The sequence below is a fragment of the Kineococcus radiotolerans SRS30216 = ATCC BAA-149 genome, assembly GCF_000017305.1.
GTDB classification, from domain to species: Bacteria; Actinomycetota; Actinomycetes; order Actinomycetales; family Kineococcaceae; genus Kineococcus; species Kineococcus radiotolerans.
The window spans coordinates 3,243,064-3,264,840 of the sequence record NC_009664.2 but is presented as its reverse complement, the minus strand read 5'-3'; the positions used below and the strand labels follow the sequence as shown (position 1 = coordinate 3,264,840).

The window sequence follows — 21,777 nt, the reverse complement described above, 5'->3', positions numbered from 1 at the left end:
GTGAGCGCGGTGGGCACCCCCGCCCGGACCCGGCCGGCGGGGCCGGCCGACGCCCGCGAGCGCCTGCTGGGAGGGCCCTCGGAGATCACCGGGGAGTCCCGGTGGCGGTCCTGGACGGCGCTGCTGGTGGTCACCGCGATCGGCGGCTTCCTGCGCTTCTTCCAGCTCGGGCGGCCCCACCAGCTCGTCTTCGACGAGACCTACTACGTGAAGCAGGCGTACTCGCTGCTGCGGCACGGGGTGGAGCTGCGCACCGACGGCGGGATCGCCAAGCCCGACGAGCTCTTCACCCGCGGCACCCCCGACGTCTTCGGCACCGCGGGCGACTTCGTGGTCCACCCCCCGGTGGGCAAGTGGATGATCGCGTTCGGGGAGTGGCTGTTCGGGATCGACTCCTCCGTCGGGTGGCGCTTCTCCGCGGCGCTGGTCGGGACGCTGTCGATCCTGCTCCTGGGCCGGGTCGCCCGCCGGCTGTTCCGCTCGACGGTGCTGGGCGTCACCGCCGCGGTGCTGCTGGCCTTCGACGGCGTGCACTTCGTGGAGAGCCGCACCAGCCTGCTCGACGTCTTCCTCATGTGGTGGGTGCTGGTCGCGTTCGCGCTGCTGCTGGTCGACCGCGACCACGCCCGGGAGCGGCTGGCCCGGGCGGTGGCCGTGCACGGCGTGGAGGGCCTCGGCCCGCGGATCGGCTTCCGGGGGTGGCGGCTGGCGGCGGGGGTGAGCCTGGGCCTGGCCTGCGGGGTGAAGTGGTCGGGGATCTACGTGCTCGCGGTCTTCGGGCTGATGACCGTGCTGTGGGACGCGGGGGCCCGGCGCGCGATCGGGGTGCGGCCCTGGTTCGCGGCGGCGGTGTGGCGCGACGGGGTGGGCGCCTTCCTGCTCCTGGTCCCCGTCGCCGTCCTCACCTACGTCGCGACCTGGGCCGGCTGGTTCCGCAGCGACGCGGGCTACGACCGGCACTGGGGCGCCGAGCACCCCTCCCGGGGGCTGGGCGACGTCGTCCCGGACGCCCTGCGCAGCCTGTGGCACTACCACCAGCAGGCCTACGTCTTCCACGTCGGGCTGGACAGCCCCCACCCGTACTCGGCCAACCCGTGGTCGTGGCTGGTGCAGGGGCGCCCGACGTCGTTCTTCTACGAGGCGAAGGCGCAGGGGGTGGAGGGCTGCGCGGTGGAGAACTGCTCGAAGGCGATCACCTCGCTGGGCAACCCGGTCCTGTGGTGGGTGGGGGTGCCGGCGCTGGCGGTCCTGCTGTTCTGCTGGGCCTTCCGGCGGGACTGGCGCGCCGGGGCGGTCCTGGCCGGCTACGCCGGCGCGTACCTCCCGTGGTTCCAGTACCAGCACCGGACGATCTTCACCTTCTACGCCGTGGTCCTCGTCCCCTTCGTGGTGCTGGCGGTGACCTACCTGCTGGGCCTGGTCCTGGGTCCGGACCCCAGCGCCGCGGTGCTGCGGGGCGGGGCCCGGGTCGAGGCGGCGCTGTGGCGGCGGCGCGGGGGGGCCGTGGTGGCCGGGACCGTCGTGGTGCTGTGCGTGGCCTGCTTCGCGTTCTTCTGGCCGGTCTACACGGCGCAGGTCGTCCCCTACGAGTCCTGGAGCCGGCGGATGTGGTTGCCGAGCTGGATCTGAGGCGTCCCCCCGTCGGGGCGCACGGCCGCTGACCTGCGCTCCTGATCCTCCCGGCCACGTCCGGGGCGCGCGGATCCGTCGATCGGGTGATCGAGGTGCGGCGGAGGTGTGACGAGGGCCTCCTGGCGGTCACCCTCAGCAGTCGCTAGGGTGCGGTTCGTCACAGGTTCGCCCGTCCGGGCGGCCACGATCCAGAGGACGCCGATGACTGCTCTTCTCGTAGCCAATGACGGCGGACACCTGGCACAGCTGAAGTCGTTGGCGAAGCGGCTGCCGATCACCGACACCTTCCGCTGGGTCACGGTGCCGACACCTCAGTCCCTGTCCCTGCTCGAGGGGGAGGACGTGCTGTGGGTCAAGCCCGGGCCGACGCGCGACCTGAAGGCGGCCCTGCACAACGCCGTCATCACGTCCTCGCTCTTCCGGCGCGGCCGCATCTCCGCCGTCGTGAGCACGGGGTCCAGCCTCGCGGTCTCCGTCCTCCCCCAGGCGCGCCTGCACGGGACGCCGTCGTACTACATCGAGAGCGCGACCCGCACCCACGGGCCGAGCCTCAGCGGCCGCCTGCTCGCGAAGATCCCCGGCGTGGAGCTGTACACCCAGAACGCCTCCTGGGCCTCGAAGAAGTGGAAGTACGCCGGGTCGGTCTTCGACGGCTGGGAACCGCAGCAGCTGCCGGAACGGCCCAAGGTCTCCAAGGTCGTCGTCTCCCTCGGCACCTCGCGCACCTACGGGTTCCGCCGCCTCGTGGAGAGCATCGCCCCCCTGCTGCAGGACCTCGGCGCGGAGGTGCTCTGGCAGACGGGGACCACCGACACCACGGGGCTGCCCGTCCTGGACCCCCGCCCCGCCGTCCCCGCCCAGGAGCTCTCCGCCGCCATGCGCGAGGCGGACCTCGTCATCGCCCACGCCGGGACCGGGGTGGCCCTGGAGGCCCTGAACGCGGGCAAGCTGCCCGTCCTCATCCCGCGCCGGGCGGAGTTCGCCGAGCACGTGGACGACCACCAGGAGCAGATCGCCGCCATGCTCAAGCACCGCGGCCTGGCCGTGGTGCGGGAGGCGGACCAGGTGAACCTGGCCGACCTGGAGCTGGCCGCCGGCAGCGTCGTGGACCTGCGCGAGGACGCGCGGCCGCTGGCCCTGTGAGCTCCAGCGAAGCAGGAGGTGATCATCCCCAGGGGACTCACCTCCTGCTTCGCCGTCCGCTACCCTGCACCGGCCGCCCGGCGGTGACCCGATTGCGCCATACGACCCGGAGGTCATTCGTGTTGAAGTCGCTGAACCAGTTCCGTCGGCTGCGCAAGGTGGTCGTGGGTGGTCGGCGGTTCTACTACACCCGCGTGTGGGGCATGGACATCGACCCCACGGCCACGTTCAGCTTGTCCGCCCGCTTCGACCGCACGTACCCGCGAGGCATCCACGTAGGGGCGTGGTCGTACGTGGCTCTTGAGGCGATCATCCTCGCCCACGACATGACCCGTGCGAAGAAGGTTCACACCCGGATTGGCCGTGACTGCTTCGTCGGAGCGGGTGCCATCGTGCTGCCCGGCGTGACGATCGGAGACGGTTCGATCGTTGCTGCGGGCGCCGTCGTGACCAAGGACGTTCCCCCCGCCTCGATCGTGGCGGGATCACCGGCCCGAGTCATCCGCACTGGCATCGAAGTCGGTCACTACGGCCAGTTGCGGCGAGGCGGAACCGCCGTTGCAGTGGCGGAACCCGTGACGGTGGACCGGGAACCGCCTGTTCACTTCGTCGAGCCGTTTACCACGGTAGGAGGAAACCCGGACGGGGGCTCCGCCCATCGGGAAGACGGGACCCCGGCGACGTAGGTCGCTTCAGCCGGCGATGGAACGGCGGTACTCCTCGGCCCCCTGCCAGGTCGCCAGACGGCGCAGCAGCTTGACCGAGAGGACCAGCGGTCGCCCGCCCAATCGACGGAGCGGAGCAGTCGCGGTCCTGGCCAGCGGGAGCACCTGCGGTCGGCCGAGGAGGGCGATGGGTGGAGCGGGATCCATGGCGATCTCCCCGTGCCGGTCGCGCAGCAGGGACAGGCCCTTGCCGCGCCGGTTCGCGTCCTTGAGGAAAGCGTCCAGGCTGCGGGTGTGCCGGTGCTCGCTGACCAGATGCCTGTCGAACACCCCGTGCATACCGTTGGCCCGGCAACGCAGCCCGAAGTCGCGATCCTGGTGGTAGTAGTTCTCGAAACCCGTCGCGTTCACGCTCGTCGCGAGCGCAGCCGCGCGCGGCAGCGAGCAGTGCCCGCCCCAGAGGTTCTCCAGCACGTTCGCCGAATCCTGCTCGTACTTCGCGATGCGGCCCAGGTACTCCTGGGCGTATATCCGGCTGGTGATGTTCGTCGCCTCGGTGGTGCGGACCGGCATGAAACCCACGACGACGGCATCCCGCTCACGCACGTGGTGCTCGGCGTGCTTGCGGGCGATGTCCGGACCCGGGACGACGTCGTCGTCCAGCAGGAGGACGATCTCCCCCGTCGCGGTCTCGACCCCGCGTTGCCGCGCCACGTTGCGCCCCTGGTTGCTCCCCAACGGGACGACGACCAACCGGGACTCGGACTCCGCGAGCCCTTGCAGCACCTCGACGGTGTCGTCGCTCGACCCGTCGTCGGCGACGACGACCTCGTGGGTGGTCGGGTCGGCCAGGGCGGATTCGACGACTTCGCGCACGAGGGCGGACCTGTTGTAGGTGCAGATCACCACGCTGACGCGCGGCAAGACGGGGACCACAGGGTGTGTCGACTCCTCGACGGACTGTGCACTCACGCCGTCACCATAGTGGCTGCCGTCGAACCGGCCAAGGAGCCGCTGGTCGGCTCGCCCTGATCATCGTCGCGCAGCCGCACGCAGGTAGACACCCGTCTGGATCATCCTCATCTCCGCGTACAGCCCCAGGTACCGCGCCGTGGCCCACCAGCCGTCGGGACCGCGACCCGGGATCACGGACGCGCCCACGCTGCGGGCGAACAGGTACCACTGGCGGGCCGCCAGGCCCACGAAGTGTGCGCGACCCGCGCCGGCGGCCAGGTCGTTGTCCCGCGTGCCGGCCGACGTCCGGCGCAGCTTGGTCAGGAGCTCTGTGCGAGTGGCCCGCGCGGGGTGGCCCACGACGGCGTCCGGGACGTACCGGAGGACACCGCCCCGGGCGGCGACCCGCTGCCCGAACTCCGCATCGCCCCGGGACTGGAGCCCGGCGTTGAACGGGCCGACCGCGGAGACGCACGAACGCCAGGTGGCCATGTTCGCGGTCACCGCGAAGTTGGCCGTCCGCAGGTAGTACTCCTGGGGGAACGCATGCAGGTGCTCGTACCACTCCGCCGCCGTCTGCGGTGAGCCCGACTCGAAGGCGACCTCCACCCGGCCTCCGACGAGGTCCGCGCGAGGTTCGGCGGTCAAACCCGCGACGAGCTGCTCGACCCAGTCGGAGGCGGGCAGGCAATCGGAATCGGTGAAGACCAGGATCTCACCGCGAGCCAGCTCGAGGGCTCGGTTGCGAGCCGCGTACGACCCCCGGCGGGGCTCGTGCAGGAGTTGGAACCGCGGGTCGTCGGGAACGCAGGGGAGTCTTCCCGCCGACGAGGCGTTGTCCACGACCACGACCTCGAACCGGTCCTCGGGGTACGTCTGCACCTGCAGCGCCTGCAGACACAGGGTCAGGCGCTCGGGATCGTCGAAGACGGGGATCACGACCGAGACGAAGGGGGGTTCGATCCCAGGGCTGGTGCTCATGGAGAGATCCTGTTCTGTCGTCGCAGCGGTCTGTCCTCGCCAGCCCACGCAGCGGGCGACTGGTGATCGCCCTCCGATCGTGTGATCTGCGTCTCACAGGTGCACGCACGAACACGGGGAGTGGCGCGGGCGTAGGGTACTGGGCTCGACCAGCAACGGAACGTGACGCGTCTGCCACTAGTTGCTGACGTCTGTCATCATGACGGCGTACTCGACGACAGGAGCCCAACACTCATGGTCGGCAACGCCTCCTCGTGGCGACTTCTCTTCCTCGCACTCCGGCGGTTCTGGTACATCGCCGTCCTCTGCGGTGTCGTCGCCGGCGTCGCGGCCAGCTGGGCGGTGCAGGCCACCGCCCAGGTCGTCTACTCGGCCTCGGCGACCTACATCGTCCCCACCGCTCCCGCGGAAGCGATGACTTCCCACCCCACGACGATCTTCGACGCTCAACGGCTCGCCACCAGCTACCCGGTGGTGATGGAGAACGACGAGCAGTTGCAGGGGGCCGTGGCCGCGGCCTCGGGCCTGACCCCCGAGACCGTCAAGGCGGGACTGAACGCCGAGGGACTGTCCGGCAGCAACGTGCTGCGGGTCGACTTCACCGCCGGCAGCGCGGACGAGGTAGGCCGGTTCTTTCCGGCTCTGACCCAGACCCTGGGCACGGGAGCCACCCCGCAGATCCCCCCGGGGAACATCGAGCTTCTCCGCTCCCCCGGTGAAGTCACCGAGCAGTCCGGTCTCGCCCCTCTCGCCCCGGTCATCGGCGTCCTGGCCGGACTGGTCCTCGGCCTGGGCGGAGCCGTGCTGCTCCAGCGCCTCGACCAACGGGTCGACAGCGCGGAGGACGCTCGCACCCTGGGAGCCGCACCCGTGGTCAGCTGGTCCGGCACTCCGGACGCCGCCCAACGGCTCGTGTTGTCGAACCGGGTGGGCGACGCTCGCGAGGTGCTGCTGGTGGACATGACGAAGCACCACCCGGAGACGGCCGAAGCCGTCGCCGTGGCGATGAACTCGCGCAGCGAGGAGGGTTCCACCACTCGCTGGGTGGCAGGTGATCGGCCCGTCACCGCCGACGGCGGTTCGGACGAGGCCCTCGTGCTCGCAGACTTCGTGGTCGCGGTGGTGCCGCGCAGGGCCCGCGCTGGTGACTACCAGGCCGCTGTCAGGTACTTGTCCGATATCCGCCCGACTCGCGTCGTTCACCTGTTCTGCGACGCCAGGAAGGTTCGCGGCGCGGTGGGCGGGCCCCAGGCCGCGCCTTCTGCGGACGACCTCGGCGACGGGGGCCCGGCCGGCGCCGCGGCGGCCCCCAGCACCTCCGGGTCCATCCGTTCCGGGCGTCCGTGAACCGGCCGGCCACCGCTCGACCCCTGGACTCCTCCGCCCGTCGGCAGTCGCTGCAGACGGCGCTCGTTGGAGTCGGGGTCGTGGGGGCGGCTGCGGTGGCCGGCTTGTCGGCCCGGCTCGACGCTGCGGCCCCGCTCAGTCTGGCCGTGCTCGCCGTCGTCGTCGCCGCAGTCTGGGCGCGGCCGGCCGTGGCTGCCGTGCTGGTCGTGGCCGTGGCTCCGGCCGTGGCCGGGTTGAAGTTCACCGTTGCCCTCCCAGGACTGAACCTGGCGATGATCGTCGTCGTCGGGTGCGCGCTCGTCACCTTCTTCCGCCGCCCCGCGGTGTGGCCGCGGACCACCGCCACCGAAGTGGCCACGTTCGTCTTCGCCGCCACCGCTGCCCTCTTCGCGGGGTACCACGCTGCCGTCGACGGGAGCTCGCTGGCCAGCCTCCTGCGCGCAGCCGCTCAGCCCGCGCTGCTCTGGTTGGCCTTCTGGACGGCGAACCGCGCGGTCGGTGATCAGGGAGACCTGAGGCTCGTGCTGCGTTGGGTACTGGCGCTCAGCTTCGTCGTCTCCCTGCTGGCCATGGCCCAGTTCTTCGACCTGGCCGGGGTTCCCACGTTCCTCAAGAGCATCTCCGACGTGTACTCCTTGCCCCACGACGGCAGCGGTCCACGCGTCACCGGACCGTTCCCGATCTGGCATTCGCTGTGCGGATACCTGCTGATACCGGTCGTGCTGACGCTCTCGATGCTGCTGACGGGATCGCGCTCGATCGCGTCTCGCTGGCAGCTCGTCGTGCTCGTGGCAGCCCAACTGACGGCCGTCGTGATGGCCGTCACCGTGACGTCGTTCATCTGGCTGGCCGTGGCCGTACTCGTCGCCGCTGCCCTCCTGGGCCGGCTCGGCCGTTCGCTGGTGGTGCTCGTCCTGGCGGGCTTCACCGCAGTGACCGTGTTCTCCTCGGTGCTGGAGAGCCGGCTGGCCCAGCAGACCACTGAGGCGTCGGGGGCAGGCGGGGGTCTGCTCCCGCAGACGGTCGCTTACCGCGTCCTGGTGTGGGAACGCGATTTCCTGCCCCTGCTGCGCCAGGCGGCTGGAGCCGGTGTCGGCAACGACCTGCCCTCCACGGTGCAGTTCGCCCACACCGAGAACCAGTACTTCACCTGGATCCTGCGCGGGGGCCTGCTGCTGGCAGCGACCGGGATCGCCGTCCTGATCGTCATGTTCCTCGAAGCGGTCAGCGCGTTCCGACGTGCGAGCACCCATCGGGAAACCCTGGCAGCGCTCGTCGGGGTCGTCGTCTTCGTTCCGGCTGCGATGACCATCTGGCCCTACCTGACGAACGCCGGGTTGCCGCTGGCCCTCTTCTCCTTCGCCGGGGCCGCGATGGCGGGCCGAAGCCGCCGCAGCGCCTCGCACGTCCACCTGCACCTCGCCGTCCCCCCCCTGCAACGGAGTCCGCTGTGAGCACCGACGTGAACACTGCCCCTACCGACGGGGCTACCGAGACGGAACGCGCCGATCTGCTGTTCATCACCTGGCAACGGCACGGTGGTCGCGCCCGGGAGATCGCGGACGCACTCGGCGGGCAGGCCCTGCAGGTCCACCCGAGACTGCCCGGTGGTCGTCGCTTGCCCAACGTCGTCCGCTACGCGCTGTCGTCGATGAGCACCGCGTGGGCGCTGGCCCGTCTCCGACCCGGCGCCGTCATGGTCGTCAACCCACCCGTCGTGCCCGGGCTGATCGTGGCCGCGTACTCCGCTCTGACGGGGCGGCCGTTCGTGCTGGACAGCCACACCGGTTCGTTCGGGGTGAAGGAGAACCCGGTGACCCGGGCCATGCTGCCGGTGACGCGGGTGCTCGCCCGTCGAGCCTCCGCCGTCGCCGTGGCCGCCCAACCCTGGGCCGACCAGGTCCGGGCCTGGGGCGGACGGGCGGTCATCGTCCACGAGGCCCCGCCCGCGCGGACGATGCTGCCACCGGAACCGGACGGGAAGGCCGTGGCCCTGTTCGTCGGTGTCTTCGCCGGCGATGAACCGGTCGCCGAAGTGGTCGAGGCAGCCCGCGCCTTGCCCGGCGTGCGCTTCCGGATCACCGGCGATGTGGACCGGTGCCCAGCGGAACTGCTGCGTTCCGCCCCGGCCAATGTCGAGTTCGTGGGGTTCCTCGATACCGGCGAGTACTGGCGCAACGTTCGTGAGGCCGCCGTCCTGCTCGCCCTGACGACCGAGCCGACATCCGTGATGCGTGCTGCGTACGAGGCCGTCTACGCTGGACGCGCGCTCGTGGTCAGCGACTGGCCGGTCCTGCGGGAAACGTTCCCCCTAGCTCACCACACCGCCAACCGCGCGGACGCCTTGGCGGCCGCGGTACGGGAGGCGCTGGCCGCGACTGATCCGCAGGCTGTCGCCGCGGCCTTCGACCTCCAGCGCGCGCGCTGGGCCGAGCAGCGGCAGGAGCTGCTCGTCGCTCTCGCACGTCGCTGACCTCAGCTGTTCCGGCCGAGCGGGGTGCTCGCCGGGAGGGGATCGTCGCGGTAGCCCGGCGAACGGTAGCTCAGACCGGGCGTTCCCTCAGGCATCGTGGCCTCCTCCGCCGTCAGCAGGTCGACGGCTTCGTCACCACCGGCCACGTCCACCCCGGACCAGGTGTCCACCGGGCGGAGCAGTTGCTTGCGGGAGCGGCTGTCGTCGACGGCCAACCGCACGTCGGTCAACTTGAGCCAGTCGAGGTCCCCCTTGGGGGCCCACAGGAGGTAAGCGCTGCCCTCGACGCCGCGGATGCGCACACGTCGAAGGTCGAACAGGTCCGGCCGCGGACCGTCGTAGTGCTGGTTGGGCAGCAGGAAGAATCCTTGGTAATCCGTGGTCCCCGAGAACCCGTCGACCCGCAGGACCCGTGGCCCCGCCCAAACCTGCAGCAGGTCGGCGTGGTTGCCCTCGTAGCTGCCCCGCACGCTGTCGACCGAGATGTTCTGGAGCTGGACCGTGGCATCACGGGACTGCGCGAGATCGATGCCCTCGGCCAGGTCACCGGAGAACCGCAGACCCTCCACGTGGACGACACCGGACTGGTCCTTGAGGTAAAGCCCGCGCCGACCGGTCCATTCGTCGGCCTCCTGGGACAGACCCTCAGGAATCTGGATCTCGCCGCCCACGATGACGACGTTGCGACCACCGATGACGACCAGGCCGCCCTCGACCCGCAGAGGGACATCCGACGGCAACCGGAGCCGGTAGTCCGTCCTCGCGTCGAGTTCGAGGTGGTGGTTCGTTGCCGTGACCTCGATGGTCGTCCCGGAGTCCAAGCTGGGCGGTGCCCAGCTGAGCCTGCGGTCCGGCGGAAGCGGACGCTGGTTCTCGCCCGCGCAGGCCGCGAGGGTCCCGGTGGCCAGCAAGCCGAGGGCGATCCGGCGGCTCATCGTGTCGATGACGTCACTCCTGGCGTCCAGTCGCGTCGGTTCCTGCGACCGTACCAGGGGCTCCGCGACCCAACCTTCACCCGTCAGCGTGACGATGACCACTGTGCGAGGTCCCAGTACCCACTACGCAAAGCAATGTCCAGGTCCTCAAGGGTGAAGACGCGGTGGCCTCGCTGCTGCTGACGGTGACACACCAACACCCGTTCCAATGACCCGGTCGCGCGGCGGCCGAGCGCACCAGCCCTTCTGATAGCCATTCCGTCACTCCAAGTCACGCGTACCTCCCCCTCCGTCCCCCAGACATCCCAACGTCACCCGCAGTCACCACGACAGCGGACGCAGCGGGCGATTTCAGGCTGCTCGCGGTAACGACGATCTCGTACGGGACACCGCTTCGAGACCGACGCCGAGGAACCGCTCCGATGCCCACGCTGCCCCGTCCGTTGTCCACCGCCCTGGCCGCCGCCACCGCGCTCGTCGCACTGGCATCGGCGGCCGTCGCTGCCCCGTCAGCCGACGCCGCTCCCCCGGTGCCCCGCGCCACCCGCACGCTGGCCCTCCCTGTCGCCGACCCAGCGATGGACCCCATCCTGGTCGATCCGCTCGTCTGGAAGCCCTCCGCGGCGACGAAGACGTTCACCGCACCCGCCGACCGCGACGTGCTGGTCAATTGGCCCGACCGCCCACTGGACGTCGCCGGCGGTTTCACGCTCATCGGTGGCCGCAACGTCATCAGCACCGGCGGCACCGTGAACTTCTCCAAGGAGTACCACGTCACCGGCGAGGCCGCCAAGGACAACCGGTGCCTGTACATCGCGGGCAACGCCAAGGCCCAGGCCGCACGCACCATCGTGCTGGACGGCTTCCACTGCGCCGGCAGCAACGTCTACGAGGGCATCAACTTCGATGCCAGAGCCGAGAGCAGCACCATCACGCTGAAAATGCGCAACATCCTCATCGACGGGGTCAAGGCCCACCTGGGCGCGAGCGTCGGCTCGCACGACGGCGGGGACGCCTTCCAGGCTTGGAACGGGCCGTTGAACCTGGAGATCAACCGCTTCACGGCGAACAACCTCGACTACCAGGGCTTCTTCCTGCAGCCCTACGCCCACGGCAACGCCACCGCCATGGGGAAGTGGACCCTGTCCAACGTGACCCTCAACGGGTCCCGGTCCGGCCACGCCTACCTCCTGTGGCTCGCCGGTACCCGCAACGCCGCGGGATACCACGGTGTCGCCATAGACGTGCGCAACGTGCAACTCACCGCCGCTCCCGCGTTGGGCTGGAAGGCCGTCTGGAAGAAGGAGCAGTGGACTGACGTCCGCGTCAACCAAAGCTGAGGAAGACCGCACGCGGATCACCCCTCTCGGCAGGCGTCCACCAGAACCACCCGCACCACCCGAGCCGCACCGCCACCTGGCGGTGCGGCTCGTCGTCGTTCCGGGACGGTCTCCGAGCCCGAGGTCCCGAGAGCCCACGCTGGGCGACCACGCCGCCGACCGGGTGATTCCGTGTTTCACGAGACGGCGCGCGTCGGTGAGGACCGTACGTCCGAACGGGTCACCCGTGATCTCGGACTACCCTTCAACCGCTCCCGGTACGGGCTCTGAGGTGGCAGAGGGTGAGCGATCATGCGGGAAACAACTCCGCCTGCGCACAATCACCCTCCGTGACAGCCTGCGGGGGCCTCGAGACCCGCATCAAGAGGGCCCCGGAAGACGACGATCCCCTTTTTGTCACCACCTCTCACCCCCCACCAGAGGAACCCTCGATGCCCACGTTCTCGCGCCCCCTGCGCACCGCCCTGAGCTCCGCCGTCGCCGCCCTCACGCTGACGGCGGTCGCGGCCACCCCTGCTCTGGCCACCGGAACCACCAGCACCGTCCGGACGCTCACCACCACCACGACGAGCAGCACCGTCGCCGCCCCCGCGACGGACCCCGTCCTGGTCAACCCGGTCGTCTGGAAGCCATCTCCCACCTGGAACGTCTTCACGGCTCCCGCCGACCGAGACGTCCTCGTCGACTGGCCAGAAACCCCGCTGGACGTCGCCGGCGGTTTCACGCTCATCGGTGGCCGCAACGTCATCAGCACCGGCGGCACCGTGAACTTCTCCAAGGAGTACCACGTCACCGGCGAGGCCGCCAAGGACAACCGGTGCCTGTACATCGCGGGCAACGCCAAGGCCCAGGCCGCACGCACCATCGTGCTGGACGGCTTCCACTGCGCCGGCAGCAACGTCTACGAGGGCATCAACTTCGACTCCAAGGCCGAGAGGACCACCCTGACGCTGCGGATGCGCAACATCCTCATCGACGGGGTGAAGACGCACCTGGGCGCCGTGATGGGGCAGCACGACGGCGGCGACGCCTTCCAGACCTGGAGCGGCCCGGCCAAGCTCGAGGTGAACGGCTTCACGGCGAACAACCTCGATTACCAGGGCTTCTACCTCCAGCCCTTCAGCCGCGGTCAGGGCGCGCTCGGGCAGTGGAACCTGGCCAACGTCACCCTCAACGGCTCGCGCACGGGTCACGCCTACCTGCTCTGGCTCGCCGGCACCCGCAACGGGACCACGTCCACGTCGGTCAGGATCACCGTGCAGAACTTCCGGATCAACACCGCCCCCAACCTCAGCTGGAAGGCCGTCTGGAACAAGTCGCAGTGGCCGGACCTCACCGTGACGCAAGGCTTGTCCTACTGAAGGACGGGCTGCGCAGGAGCACGGCCGTTCGGTGACCGGGGTTCTGCTCCGGCGACCGGACGGCCGCGTTCGTGCCGTACAGGTCAGACCGCCCAGGTGCGGTGCTGCACGGATCCGACGAACCGACCGGCCAGCATCGCCGCCCGCCGCAGCCACTGCCCCCGGAAGCCGGGCTCACGGGTTCGTGGCACGTTGCGCACCAGCCACTTGCTCTCGGTGATCAACGGTCGAAGGCCTCGCCGCGGGACCCCTGCAGACCTGAACGTCCGCATCAGCAGGGCGTCGGACCGAGCGTAGAAGTAGGACTGCTTGACGTTCGCGGACAGCGTGGTCCGCATGCGGTAGGCGATGACGGCGTCCGGCGCAGACCGGAGGCAGAAACCCGCGTGCTGGGCCCGCCAGGAGAACTCCACGTCATCGCCCCCGGCGACGAAACCTTCGTCCCAGCCCCCGAGGGCGTCGAACACCTCTCGGCGCAACCCGACGTTCGCCCCGACCGCGTACGGCAAGTGCGACAGCTTCGTCGGTAGGACGCCGGGCGGGGACGTGGGACGCCACTGCTGCACCAACGCGGTGTTCAGGTGCCCGTGCACCAGGGTCCCGCCCACGAGGTCGGCCTGTTCCAACGCCCTCGCCATCGCGTCCACCCAGCCGACGCCGACGACGTCGTCCGCGTCGCAGACGAGGATGACGTCCGCGAGGGCGGCTCGGCACCCGGCGTTGCGTGCATGAGCGACACCGCGACGGGCAGAAGCATCGACCCGGCGCAGCATGAAGGGGACCCGCCTCGACCACTCCTCTACGAACTCCGCCAGACCGTCCGTCGAGCCGTTGTCGGAGACGACGACCTCGAAGGTGCAGACGGTGCTCTGCCCGGCCAACGCCTCCAGCTGCGCCGGCAGGTCGCGGGTGGCGTTGAAGCAGGGGATGACGACGGAGACGTCGACGCTCACCGTCGACCCTCCCCGGCGCGCGCGGTCGAGCGTCGGAGCAGTCGCTCGTAGAACGCGAGGTGCTCGGCAGCCACGTTCTCCCAACGGTGTCGTCGCAGGTCGGGTTCGCCGGTGAGCGTCGTGGTCTCGGCGAGCACCCGCTCCAGCACCTCCGGGGTCAGGTCACCGTCGTAGAGGTGCAGCCAACCGGCCCCCACCTCCGCGGCGAGCTCGTCGAACACCGGTGTGCGCGGGGCCAGGACGGGTCGACCAGCCGTCAGGCACAACAGGACCGAGCCGGAGTTGAACACCGAGCGGAAAGGCAGCACGACGAGGTCGGCCGCAGCCAGCACGTCGTCGACCTGTTCCTGGTGGAGCGTCTCCAGCAGCAGCCGGACGCGCGGATCGGCAGCGGCGGTGCGTTCGAGAGCCGCCCGCAAGGGCGCGTCGTCGCAGGCACCGCCGACGACGAGCCGGAGGTCCTCCGATGGGCTGGCGGCGACGGCCTCAACGAGCGCCTCGGCCCCCTTGTACGGGCGGATCCGGCCGACGAGAGCGAGGACCCGGGACTCGAGGGGGAGCCCGAGCCGCCCACGGGCGACCGCTCGGTCGGGCGCGTGGACGACAGGGGCGTAGTCACCGTGAGGGACGACGCGCGAGGGACGTCGACGCAAGGGCCTGAAGGCGTCCTGCGCACGATCGACGCCGTTGCGGGAGAGCGACAGCCAACCGGTCACCAGGCGGGGCCAGGCGGCCCACAAGATCCGCTGCAGCACCGGCCGGGATCCGTCGTGGGCCTGGAGGTTGTGCACGGTCCAGACGACGGGCAGTCCGCGACGGCGGGCGGCGACGACCTGGACGATGAGCTTCCCGGTCCCCCACAGCGCCCACCTCAACTTGCCGGAGTGCAGGTTCAGCTCGGGCCAGTGGACGTGCACGATCCCGCGCCCACCAGCAGCACCCGATCTCCCGTGCAGCGCCTGGACGTCGACGCCCTGCTCGCGCAGCGCGGCCGTGAGCATCGACAGGTAGGGATTGACCATGCGACGGGCGGGACTCGGGAAGAGGTGGACCGTGATCGGTTCCTGCCCAGCGTGGCTGGAGTCGGTCCCGCCCGGTTGAGTGCCTCTGGGCTCGACCGTCATCCGGGCTGTCCACCGCTCATCGAGGTCTCCCTGGGTCGCGCACCTGAAGGTGCCGGCTCGTGACGACGCAGAGCATGACACAGTGGCCGCGAGTGAGGGGAGCGCGCCGTTCGGGCTAGTAGGCTGCGCCTCGTGCCCGTCGCCGTCACTTGGCGTGAGTACCGGTTCGCACCCCGTTGCTGTCTGACGAGTTCCCTGCCCATGCCACGCCCGCGCACGTCGGGAGGAACCGAGGCAAGATGTCATCGAGCGGACCGGACCGACCGCACACCGATCAGTCCCGGCCCGGTGGGGGGCTCCGCGCCCGCTCGGCCGTCGGAGTGATGTGGACGGCTGGGCAGATCTGGGCGAGCCGGGCCCTGAGCGCCGCCGCCTTCGTCGTCGTGGGGCGACAGCTCGAACCTTCCGCGTTCGGCCTGGTCGCCCTCGCCACCGGAATCATCGCGGTCCTGACGATCATCAGCGACAGCGGTCTGGCGACCTACGTCATCCGGCGTCCGGTGGTCGACGAGCGGACGCGCAGCACCGCGTTCTGGACCAGCCTGGGACTCTCGATCGCCCTGGCCGGAGCCCTCGCTGCATGCGCTCCGCTGCTGGCCGACGCCTACGACCAGCCCGAGCTCGTCCCGGTCCTGCTCTGGCTGTCCCTCAACCTGCTGCTGGCCGGGGCCAACAGCCTGCCCAACGCCCTCATGCGTCGCGAACTGCGCTTCAAGGCCCTGGCCGCCCGCGCAACGGCCGCGACCTTGGTGGGCTCAGTCACCGCCATCGTCGCGGCCCTGGCTGGCGCGGGGGTCTGGTCCCTGGTCGCGCAGGTGCTCGTCGGATCGCTCACCAACACCGTCATGCTGTGGTGCGCTGTGTCCTGGCGTCCGCACCTGAGCTTCGACCGTCGTCAAGCGAGGGAGATGCTCGCCTTCGGCAGCAAGCTCCTGGGCATCGACCTGCTGATGCAGGCCCGGGACCGCGGCGAGGAGTTCGTCCTGGCTGGTATCGCATCCGCCACCGTGCTGGGGTACTGGACCGTCGGCACCCGTTTGGTGAAGCTCGTGCAAGACACCGGTTCCTCAGTCATCAGCAGTGTCGCCACCCCCACGTTCAGCAAGATCCAGGACGACCTGCCGCGGATGAGCCGCGCCTACGAAACAGCCATGGCTGCCAGTGGTGCGCTGATCTTCCCCGCCATGCTCTTCCTCGCCGCGACCAGCACCGACCTCGTCCCGTGGTTGCTCGGCGAGCAGTGGGCCGTCACGGGGAGCATTGCCCAGGTGACCGCTGTGACCGCGGCCATCGGGGTCTTCAGCTACTTCGACCGCACGGTGTTCGTCGCCGTGGGCAAGCTGCGCCCGGAACTGCTGCTGGTGCTCGGGATCGTCGTCAGCCACCTGGCCGTCGTCGTGCTGGCCGCCTCGCACGGGTTGTTCGCCCTCGCGGTGGCGCTGCTGGTGCGGCAGGCGGCGACGTTCCCAGTGCGCCAGATCGTCCTGCACCGCGCCGTGGGGATCCCATACCGGTGCCTGCTGCGTTCGGCCCGGGTGCTGCTGGCCGCTGTCGTCATGGCCGGGATCGTGCTGGCGGTCCTGCACCTGCTCACGACGGACGTGCGATGGGTGCGGGTCGCCGTCTCCGCGGGAGTCGCCGGGGTCGTCTACCCGGGGTTGCTTCTCCTGTTTGCGCGACCGGTGGCCCGGGAATTCACTGTCGACGTCCGGAACATCGTCAGCCGGCGCCGCGCCCGCAGCACCGCGGGCAGCGACCAGGAGGTCCCTGCCTCCCCCGTCCCGTGACGGTCCTGCCCGCGCGGTGACCGCCCCGCCCTTGCCGCAGGGTGGTGCGGTGACCTCGCATCTCAGTAGGCCCCGCGACCGCCGGTCACGGCCTTGAGCGTCTTGGCGAGAATCATGACGTCAAAGGTGGGCGACCAGTTCTCGACGTACTGCAGGTCCAGCCGGATCGACTCATCGAGGTCGAGGTCGGAGCGGCCGGAGACCTGCCACAGGCCCGTCAGCCCGGGCTTCACGAGCAGGCGTCGGCGCAGGTCGTTCCCGTACTCGGCGACCTCCTTGGGCAGCGGAGGCCGCGGTCCGACGAGGGACATGCTGCCGCCCAGCACGTTGAACAACTGCGGCAGCTCGTCGAGGGAGTAGCGGCGCAGCAGCGAGCCGACGCGGGTGACTCGCGGATCCCGGCGCATCTTGAACAGCAGGCCGTTCCCCTCGGACTTCGTCCGCAGATCGATGAGGAGGTTCTCCGCATCGACCACCATGGAGCGGAACTTGACCATGGAGAACTCCCGGCCGTCGCGACCAACGCGCGTCTGGCGGAAGAACACCGGGCCGCGGGAGTCGAGCTTGACAGCGACAGCGATGACGAGGAACAACGGCGCGAGGACGACGAGTCCCAGCGCGGCACTGCCCCGGTCGAAGAACGCCTTGCCCGCATGGCGCACACCCCGCAGTTCGGGTCGGTCGACGTGCAGCAGGGGCAGCCCGGACACGGGGCGGATGACGACCCGCGGTCCGACGATGTCCGTGAGGGCGGGCGCGACGATCATGTCCGCGCGGGTGCCCTCGAGCTCCCAGCCGAGCCGGCGCAGCACAGGCCCGTCGAGCTCGGGGCAGGTCAAGGTGGCGACGACGTCGGCGTCCAGCGCCTCGGCGACGCCGGCGATCTGCTCGAGGTTCCCGAGCACGGGAACGCCGAGCGCATCGAGCTGCGCGTCGGTCTCGCCCCCCGGGGTGCACGCCGCGTCGACCCGGAGTCCGTGGTTCGTCTCCCGACGCACCTGCTGCACGAGAGCGGCAACGGCCGAGGGGTGCCCGGCGACGACGGTGGACTGCATGCACTCCCCGGCCGCGCGGCGGACGTGGAGGTAGCGCCGAACGCCGAACCTGGTCAGCACGGTCAGGCAGCCTGCGACCGGCAGCGCGACCACGACGAACCCCCGGGCGACGTCGAGCTGGAGGGCCCACGAGGCCGTTCCCACCATGGCGACGACGGTCGTCCCGGCCAGCAGGACCCGCTGGAACTCCTCGAACCCGACGGCGAGGAAGCGGGGTTCGTAGGCGCGGAAGAGAAGCATCGTCAGGACCCACACGGGTGGCAGGAGCGTCATCGTGATCAACGCGGACATGCCTGCAGCCCCCTGCGCGGAGGCGGTGTCGCCGAACCGCACCACCCAGCCGATCAGGGCGCCCAACAGGGCGGCCAGGCCGTCGCCGACGACGATGGCCCGGACGTACTCGCGCTGCCAGACCGCCCGGCGCCCCGAGGACCGGGACGTGCGGTGGCGTCGACCGGGCAGCAGCGACTGCGAGACCCCCGTGGGGCGCTCGCCGGTGGGCGCGGCGCCACCGAGGGTCCTGCGCTGTTGAACCGGCACCAGTCGCACTTCGTCCGCAGCCATGGCTCCCCCGTCGGTCGTCCTGCAGAAAGTCCACGACGGCGTGGATGTCAGGCCCGCCGAGCGGCCCATGAGCAGCCTGCGTTCACGGCTGGTGACCTGACAGTACCTATCGTAGCGGCCCATCACCCGTTCGCCGCAATACCTCCACGGCTGGTCCACGATTGGTCACCTGCAGCCACAGATCTCGAAGTCCTGCCCCGAGTGTCGCTCCTACCCGGCGTAAACGCCGTGCAGGGCCGGAAGCGTCTTGCTCTCGTCGTGCCGTGCGGCGTGCTGCCGCCCCGCAGCCACCAGCGCCTTCCGCGCAGTGGGGTCGTCGAGCAACCGTCGCACCTCCGCGCGCCACGCTGCGGTGGCACCTGGCGGCAGGAGCCGGCCGCCCTCACCGTCGGCCAGGATCTCGGGGATGCCGCCCACAGCGCTGGCAACCACGCAGGCACCCGCCGTCAGCGCCTCCACGACGACCATGCCGTACGGCTCGTCGAGCGAGGGCACGACGACGATCTTGGCACGCGCCATCAGCGAGGGGACCTGGTGCGCCGGGACCTCCCCGAGCAACCGCGCCCGGGGGCTCGGCGCCAGGGTGCGCGCGAGGTCGGCTCCGAGCACCCCTTGGCCCGCGACCACGAGGGTCTCCCCCTCCCGCAGCACTCCGGCCAGGTCAGGCAGCAGCCGAACACCCTTCTCCGCCACCAGTCGGCCTACGAACAGGACGTCGACGTCGCGGGGGGCGTCGACGTCCGGCGTCGCGGCGGGAGTGAGCCCGTTGATCGCCACCTCGGGCCGTCGCCCCGCACCCCGGGCCACCTGGTCCGCCAGGGTGGCTGACACCGCGACGACGGCGTTCGAGCGGCGCACCCCCACCCGGTCGGCCACCGCGAAGAGCCAGCGTTCACCACGCCGGTAGGAACGGCCTGCGGCGGCCACCCCGGCCTGGTAGTTGTGCATCCGGAAGACGGTGCGAGCCCGGCCTGGCAGCGTCGACGCGAGCGCCGCCTCGAGGCCGCCGTGGGAGACGACGACGTCGTGGCTGCGGACCACCGCACCGATCGCGGGTGCCGCCGCGACGAGCTCCAGGAGTCGGGACAACCCCGCGGCACGCCGCCGCAGGTGACGGGCCGTCTTCGGCAGGGGCCCGCCCACACGGACGATCCGGACACCGCTGGGCAGCGAGAGGGGTTCCTCCCGCCCGCCGAGGGCGACGAGGGTGACTTGGTCCCCCTGCGCGGCGGCGAACTCCGCGTCACGTCGGGCGAGCGAGGCCACGGCACCGCGACGGAGGCCACCCAGGGCGACGACCGCGATCCTTCTGATCACCGGCGCACCTGACAGTCCGTTCACCGGGAGCGACGGAGGTCATCGACCGCCGCGGTGACCTCGGTCCAGTCCGCAGCGAAGCGGTGACCGCGGTCCATCGACGTCCAGGTGTTCCGCAGAGCGCTGATCTTGCCGAACTTGTCGTCCACGACGACGTGCGGGATGGAGAGCAGGGTGCAGAGGATGTGACCGTGCAGGCGGTCCGTCACCACGACCTCGCCGGCCGACAGCAGGTCGCGGGCCCGCAGGACGCTGTGCCGCGCCAGGTCGTGGGCGGCGCGAACGGTGGCCACCCGCGCCGCGGCGCCCAGCGGCAACCGCTGCAGCCGGTTGACGGCCATCATCGCCTGCCAGGTCGTCCAGGACAGCGAGCCGCGTCGGGCCGTGAGCCAGTCGAAGACCTCACCGTCGAGGGCGAGGTCCGCAGGCGCGTTGCCCTCCTTGTCGGTGCGTACCTGCAGACGCAACGGCGTGCGCGGCGCAAGACGCTCCATGGTGCCCAGGGCGAACGCGGCGTCGGGAGCCAGGAACACCGGGCAGTCGTAGTCGCGGACGGCGATGTCGTAACTGCGCTGGTCCCGGACCAGGAGCGTCGTACGACCGTGCTCGGCCACGGCCCGCCGGAGCTCCTCGCGGTGGTGCTCGTCCGCGTACTGGATGGACTGCGGCAGCTGCAGGACGTCACGACCGCGGCTGTCGCCGAGCAGGCGGACCCGCAGGCGGTGGTGCGTCGGGTACAGGCCGCCCCAGTTGCCGCCGGCCTGGAGCACGATGAGGGAGCCGGGGTCGAGGTGCTGGGGCCGGTAGGAGGACCGGTCTAGGACCCGCAGGACGGGTGCACCCACGGAGGCAGCGATGTTCTCGAGGCCCAGGTAGAGCGCTGCGTCACCGCAGTTGAGGTGGTTGGGGTAGTCGACGACCGTCCAGGGACGGGAGCCCAGCCCCAGCTCCGCGACCACATCGAGCAGGCGCGCCCGCAGGCCCTCAACCAGCGCGGTCGTGCTGACGGGCGCCGGATCTTGGGTCTCCACGCAGCTGCTCCTCACGACAGGGGACAATCCTCGCTCTCCGCGACGGGACGAACTCTATCGGCCACCAGCGCAGGAAACAGCAGAGGCCCCCACCGGGACACCGGTGAGGGCCTCTTTCGAAGGGTGGAGCTGAGGGGATTCGAACCCCTGACCCCCTCGTTGCGAACGAGGTGCGCTACCAGCTGCGCCACAGCCCCTTGCCGTCGCGCGCCGGACCCGTACCCGGGACGACGCGGCAACGGAGAAGAGGTTACCAGCCCCCGGCGCTACTGGTTGACGACGCGCACGTGATCACGGAGGTCGATCACCCGGGTGGGCACGTCGTCCTCGTCCACCCCGGGGACCAGGGCGACCGCCGGCAGCGGCGGGACCGCGTAGGGCGCCTTGTCCTTGAGCAGGTACGTCGGCAGCGGGACCGCCACCGGCTGCCAGCTGCGGTCCCCGGCCAGCGGGGAGGTGCGCTCCTCGCGCGGCCCGGGCACCGCGGCGGGGGCGGTGCGGGGGGCGCGAGCGGCGGGGCGGACCACCCGCGGCGTCGGCCGGGCCTCGGGGAACCGCGCCGCGGCCGGGGCGACCGGGCGCGCCGCGCGGGCCGCGCCGTGGCGGGAGAGGACGGCGACGACGAGCAGCAGCCCCAGCGTCGGCAGCGCGCCGACACCCCAGGGCGCCGACACCAGCGCGACCGCCGCCCAGCCGAGGGCGGTCAGCGCCGCGACGCTCGCCAGCAGCCGGCGACGGCGCCGGACCACGGCGGAGGTGGTGCGGACCGGGGCCGGTGCGGGCACCCGGGCCGGGACCGGTGCGGCCCCCGGCAGGGCGCGCGGGCCCGGGCCGAGGACCGGGCGGCTGGAGGACCCCGCCACGGCGTGCGCGGAGGCGGCGTTCACGGCAGCCGCCGCGAGCGCGGAACCCACCGGTGCGGAACCGCGGCGCACGACCACCCGCATCGCCTGCGAGTCCCGGTCCGCCTGGCGCGCCGACGCCGTGCGCCGGTGCTTCCGGATCGCGTTGGGCACGAGGTAGGCGGCCCACAGGACGACGATGACGAGGAAGATCAGGCTGCTGGCGGGCACGGCGCAACCGTAGGGCCACGCCACATCGAGATCGCGGACGCG

At 71.0% G+C, this 21,777-nt stretch carries 18 protein-coding genes and 1 tRNA gene; 9 read left to right on the top strand and 10 right to left on the bottom strand.

What is annotated here, in order from left to right; translation table 11 throughout:
- The first annotated feature begins 9 nt into the window (after window positions 1-9).
- The 3 genes from KRAD_RS15610 (at window position 10) to KRAD_RS27615 (ending at window position 3,461) form a co-directional block, all read left to right on the top strand.
- Window positions 10-1,629, top strand: coding sequence for a dolichyl-phosphate-mannose--protein mannosyltransferase (locus KRAD_RS15610; RefSeq protein WP_012086606.1), 1,620 nt, complete (start codon window positions 10-12; stop codon window positions 1,627-1,629).
- Window positions 1,630-1,932: 303 nt separating this feature from the next.
- Window positions 1,933-2,775, top strand: coding sequence for a glycosyltransferase (locus KRAD_RS15605; RefSeq protein ID WP_203417584.1), 843 nt, complete (start codon window positions 1,933-1,935; stop codon window positions 2,773-2,775).
- Window positions 2,776-2,894: 119 nt separating this feature from the next.
- Window positions 2,895-3,461 (top strand): acyltransferase, encoded by a 567-nt coding sequence (locus KRAD_RS27615; protein ID WP_275263078.1) that lies wholly within the window; start codon window positions 2,895-2,897, stop codon window positions 3,459-3,461.
- A 6-nt stretch (window positions 3,462-3,467) separates the two neighbouring features.
- On the opposite strand, the gene KRAD_RS15595 is transcribed toward KRAD_RS27615, so the two are convergent.
- On the bottom strand, window positions 3,468-4,412 hold the full coding sequence (locus tag KRAD_RS15595) for a glycosyltransferase family 2 protein (protein ID WP_083782085.1): 945 nt from the start codon (window positions 4,410-4,412) through the stop codon (window positions 3,468-3,470).
- 60 nt (window positions 4,413-4,472) lie between these two features.
- Window positions 4,473-5,375: a glycosyltransferase family 2 protein gene (locus KRAD_RS15590; protein WP_012086600.1), complete on the bottom strand. Its 903-nt coding sequence runs from the start codon at window positions 5,373-5,375 to the stop codon at window positions 4,473-4,475.
- 234 nt (window positions 5,376-5,609) lie between these two features.
- On the opposite strand from KRAD_RS15590, the gene KRAD_RS15585 reads away from it, so the two are divergent.
- Genes KRAD_RS15585 through KRAD_RS15575 form a run of 3 tightly spaced genes read left to right on the top strand, consistent with a single transcriptional unit; the run spans window position 5,610 to window position 9,195 of the window.
- Entirely contained in the window at window positions 5,610-6,722 is a 1,113-nt protein-coding gene (locus tag KRAD_RS15585) for a YveK family protein (protein ID WP_012086599.1), read from the top strand.
- The gene (locus tag KRAD_RS15580) at window positions 6,719-8,176 is read left to right on the top strand and encodes a hypothetical protein (protein WP_157873617.1); all 1,458 of its coding nucleotides are present in this window, start codon (window positions 6,719-6,721) and stop codon (window positions 8,174-8,176) included. The genes KRAD_RS15585 and KRAD_RS15580 overlap by 4 nt, the downstream gene beginning before the upstream one ends.
- On the top strand, window positions 8,173-9,195 hold the full coding sequence (locus KRAD_RS15575) for a glycosyltransferase (protein WP_012086595.1): 1,023 nt from the start codon (window positions 8,173-8,175) through the stop codon (window positions 9,193-9,195). The genes KRAD_RS15580 and KRAD_RS15575 overlap by 4 nt, the downstream gene beginning before the upstream one ends.
- 2 nt (window positions 9,196-9,197) lie before the next feature.
- Here KRAD_RS15575 and KRAD_RS15570 read toward each other — a convergent pair whose 3' ends face one another.
- Window positions 9,198-10,232, bottom strand: a complete 1,035-nt coding sequence (locus KRAD_RS15570; RefSeq protein ID WP_012086593.1) for a right-handed parallel beta-helix repeat-containing protein — start codon at window positions 10,230-10,232, stop codon at window positions 9,198-9,200.
- Window positions 10,233-10,552: 320 nt separating this feature from the next.
- Here KRAD_RS15570 and KRAD_RS15565 point away from each other — a divergent pair, with 320 nt between their 5' ends.
- Window positions 10,553-11,470 (top strand): hypothetical protein, encoded by a 918-nt coding sequence (locus KRAD_RS15565; protein WP_012086591.1) that lies wholly within the window; start codon window positions 10,553-10,555, stop codon window positions 11,468-11,470.
- Between the two features lie 431 nt (window positions 11,471-11,901).
- Window positions 11,902-12,831, top strand: a complete 930-nt coding sequence (locus KRAD_RS15560) for a hypothetical protein (RefSeq protein WP_041292143.1) — start codon at window positions 11,902-11,904, stop codon at window positions 12,829-12,831.
- A gap of 83 nt (window positions 12,832-12,914) precedes the next feature.
- Here the strand turns inward: KRAD_RS15560 and KRAD_RS15555 are convergent, their stop codons facing one another.
- Window positions 12,915-13,784, bottom strand: coding sequence for a glycosyltransferase family 2 protein (locus KRAD_RS15555; protein ID WP_012086589.1), 870 nt, complete (start codon window positions 13,782-13,784; stop codon window positions 12,915-12,917).
- Window positions 13,781-14,806: a glycosyltransferase gene (locus KRAD_RS15550; RefSeq protein WP_041292142.1), complete on the bottom strand. Its 1,026-nt coding sequence runs from the start codon at window positions 14,804-14,806 to the stop codon at window positions 13,781-13,783. The genes KRAD_RS15555 and KRAD_RS15550 overlap by 4 nt, the downstream gene beginning before the upstream one ends.
- Before the next feature lie 425 nt (window positions 14,807-15,231).
- Here KRAD_RS15550 and KRAD_RS15545 point away from each other — a divergent pair, with 425 nt between their 5' ends.
- On the top strand, window positions 15,232-16,695 hold the full coding sequence (locus KRAD_RS15545; protein ID WP_041292141.1) for a lipopolysaccharide biosynthesis protein: 1,464 nt from the start codon (window positions 15,232-15,234) through the stop codon (window positions 16,693-16,695).
- A 62-nt stretch (window positions 16,696-16,757) separates the two neighbouring features.
- Here KRAD_RS15545 and KRAD_RS15540 read toward each other — a convergent pair whose 3' ends face one another.
- From KRAD_RS15540 to KRAD_RS15520, 5 genes are all read right to left on the bottom strand, one after another.
- A complete protein-coding gene (locus KRAD_RS15540; RefSeq protein WP_157873616.1) occupies window positions 16,758-18,314 on the bottom strand; it encodes a sugar transferase in 1,557 nt (518 codons plus the stop codon).
- 210 nt (window positions 18,315-18,524) lie between these two features.
- Window positions 18,525-19,631, bottom strand: a complete 1,107-nt coding sequence (locus KRAD_RS27610) for a glycosyltransferase family 4 protein (RefSeq protein ID WP_012086585.1) — start codon at window positions 19,629-19,631, stop codon at window positions 18,525-18,527.
- A gap of 20 nt (window positions 19,632-19,651) precedes the next feature.
- Complete coding sequence (locus KRAD_RS15530; protein ID WP_012086584.1) at window positions 19,652-20,662, bottom strand: polysaccharide pyruvyl transferase family protein; 1,011 nt, start codon at window positions 20,660-20,662, stop codon at window positions 19,652-19,654.
- A 124-nt stretch (window positions 20,663-20,786) separates the two neighbouring features.
- A tRNA-Ala gene (locus KRAD_RS15525) sits at window positions 20,787-20,859 on the bottom strand.
- A 69-nt stretch (window positions 20,860-20,928) separates the two neighbouring features.
- Window positions 20,929-21,735, bottom strand: coding sequence for a hypothetical protein (locus tag KRAD_RS15520; protein ID WP_041292140.1), 807 nt, complete (start codon window positions 21,733-21,735; stop codon window positions 20,929-20,931).
- Between the last annotated feature and the right edge of the window lie 42 nt (window positions 21,736-21,777).

Bases quoted from the DNA above. Each gene is read 5' to 3' on its own strand.
- KRAD_RS15585 (WP_012086599.1), top strand. From the start codon at position 5,610: ATGGTCGGCAACGCCTCCTCGTGGCGACTTCTCTTCCTCGCACTCCGG.
- KRAD_RS15550 (WP_041292142.1), bottom strand. From the start codon at position 14,806: ATGGTCAATCCCTACCTGTCGATGCTCACGGCCGCGCTGCGCGAGCAG.
- KRAD_RS15545 (WP_041292141.1), top strand. From the start codon at position 15,232: ATGTGGACGGCTGGGCAGATCTGGGCGAGCCGGGCCCTGAGCGCCGCC.
- KRAD_RS15540 (WP_157873616.1), bottom strand. From the start codon at position 18,314: ATGGCTGCGGACGAAGTGCGACTGGTGCCGGTTCAACAGCGCAGGACC.
- KRAD_RS15560 (WP_041292143.1), top strand. From the start codon at position 11,902: ATGCCCACGTTCTCGCGCCCCCTGCGCACCGCCCTGAGCTCCGCCGTC.
- KRAD_RS15590 (WP_012086600.1), bottom strand. From the start codon at position 5,375: ATGAGCACCAGCCCTGGGATCGAACCCCCCTTCGTCTCGGTCGTGATC.
- KRAD_RS15565 (WP_012086591.1), top strand. From the start codon at position 10,553: ATGCCCACGCTGCCCCGTCCGTTGTCCACCGCCCTGGCCGCCGCCACC.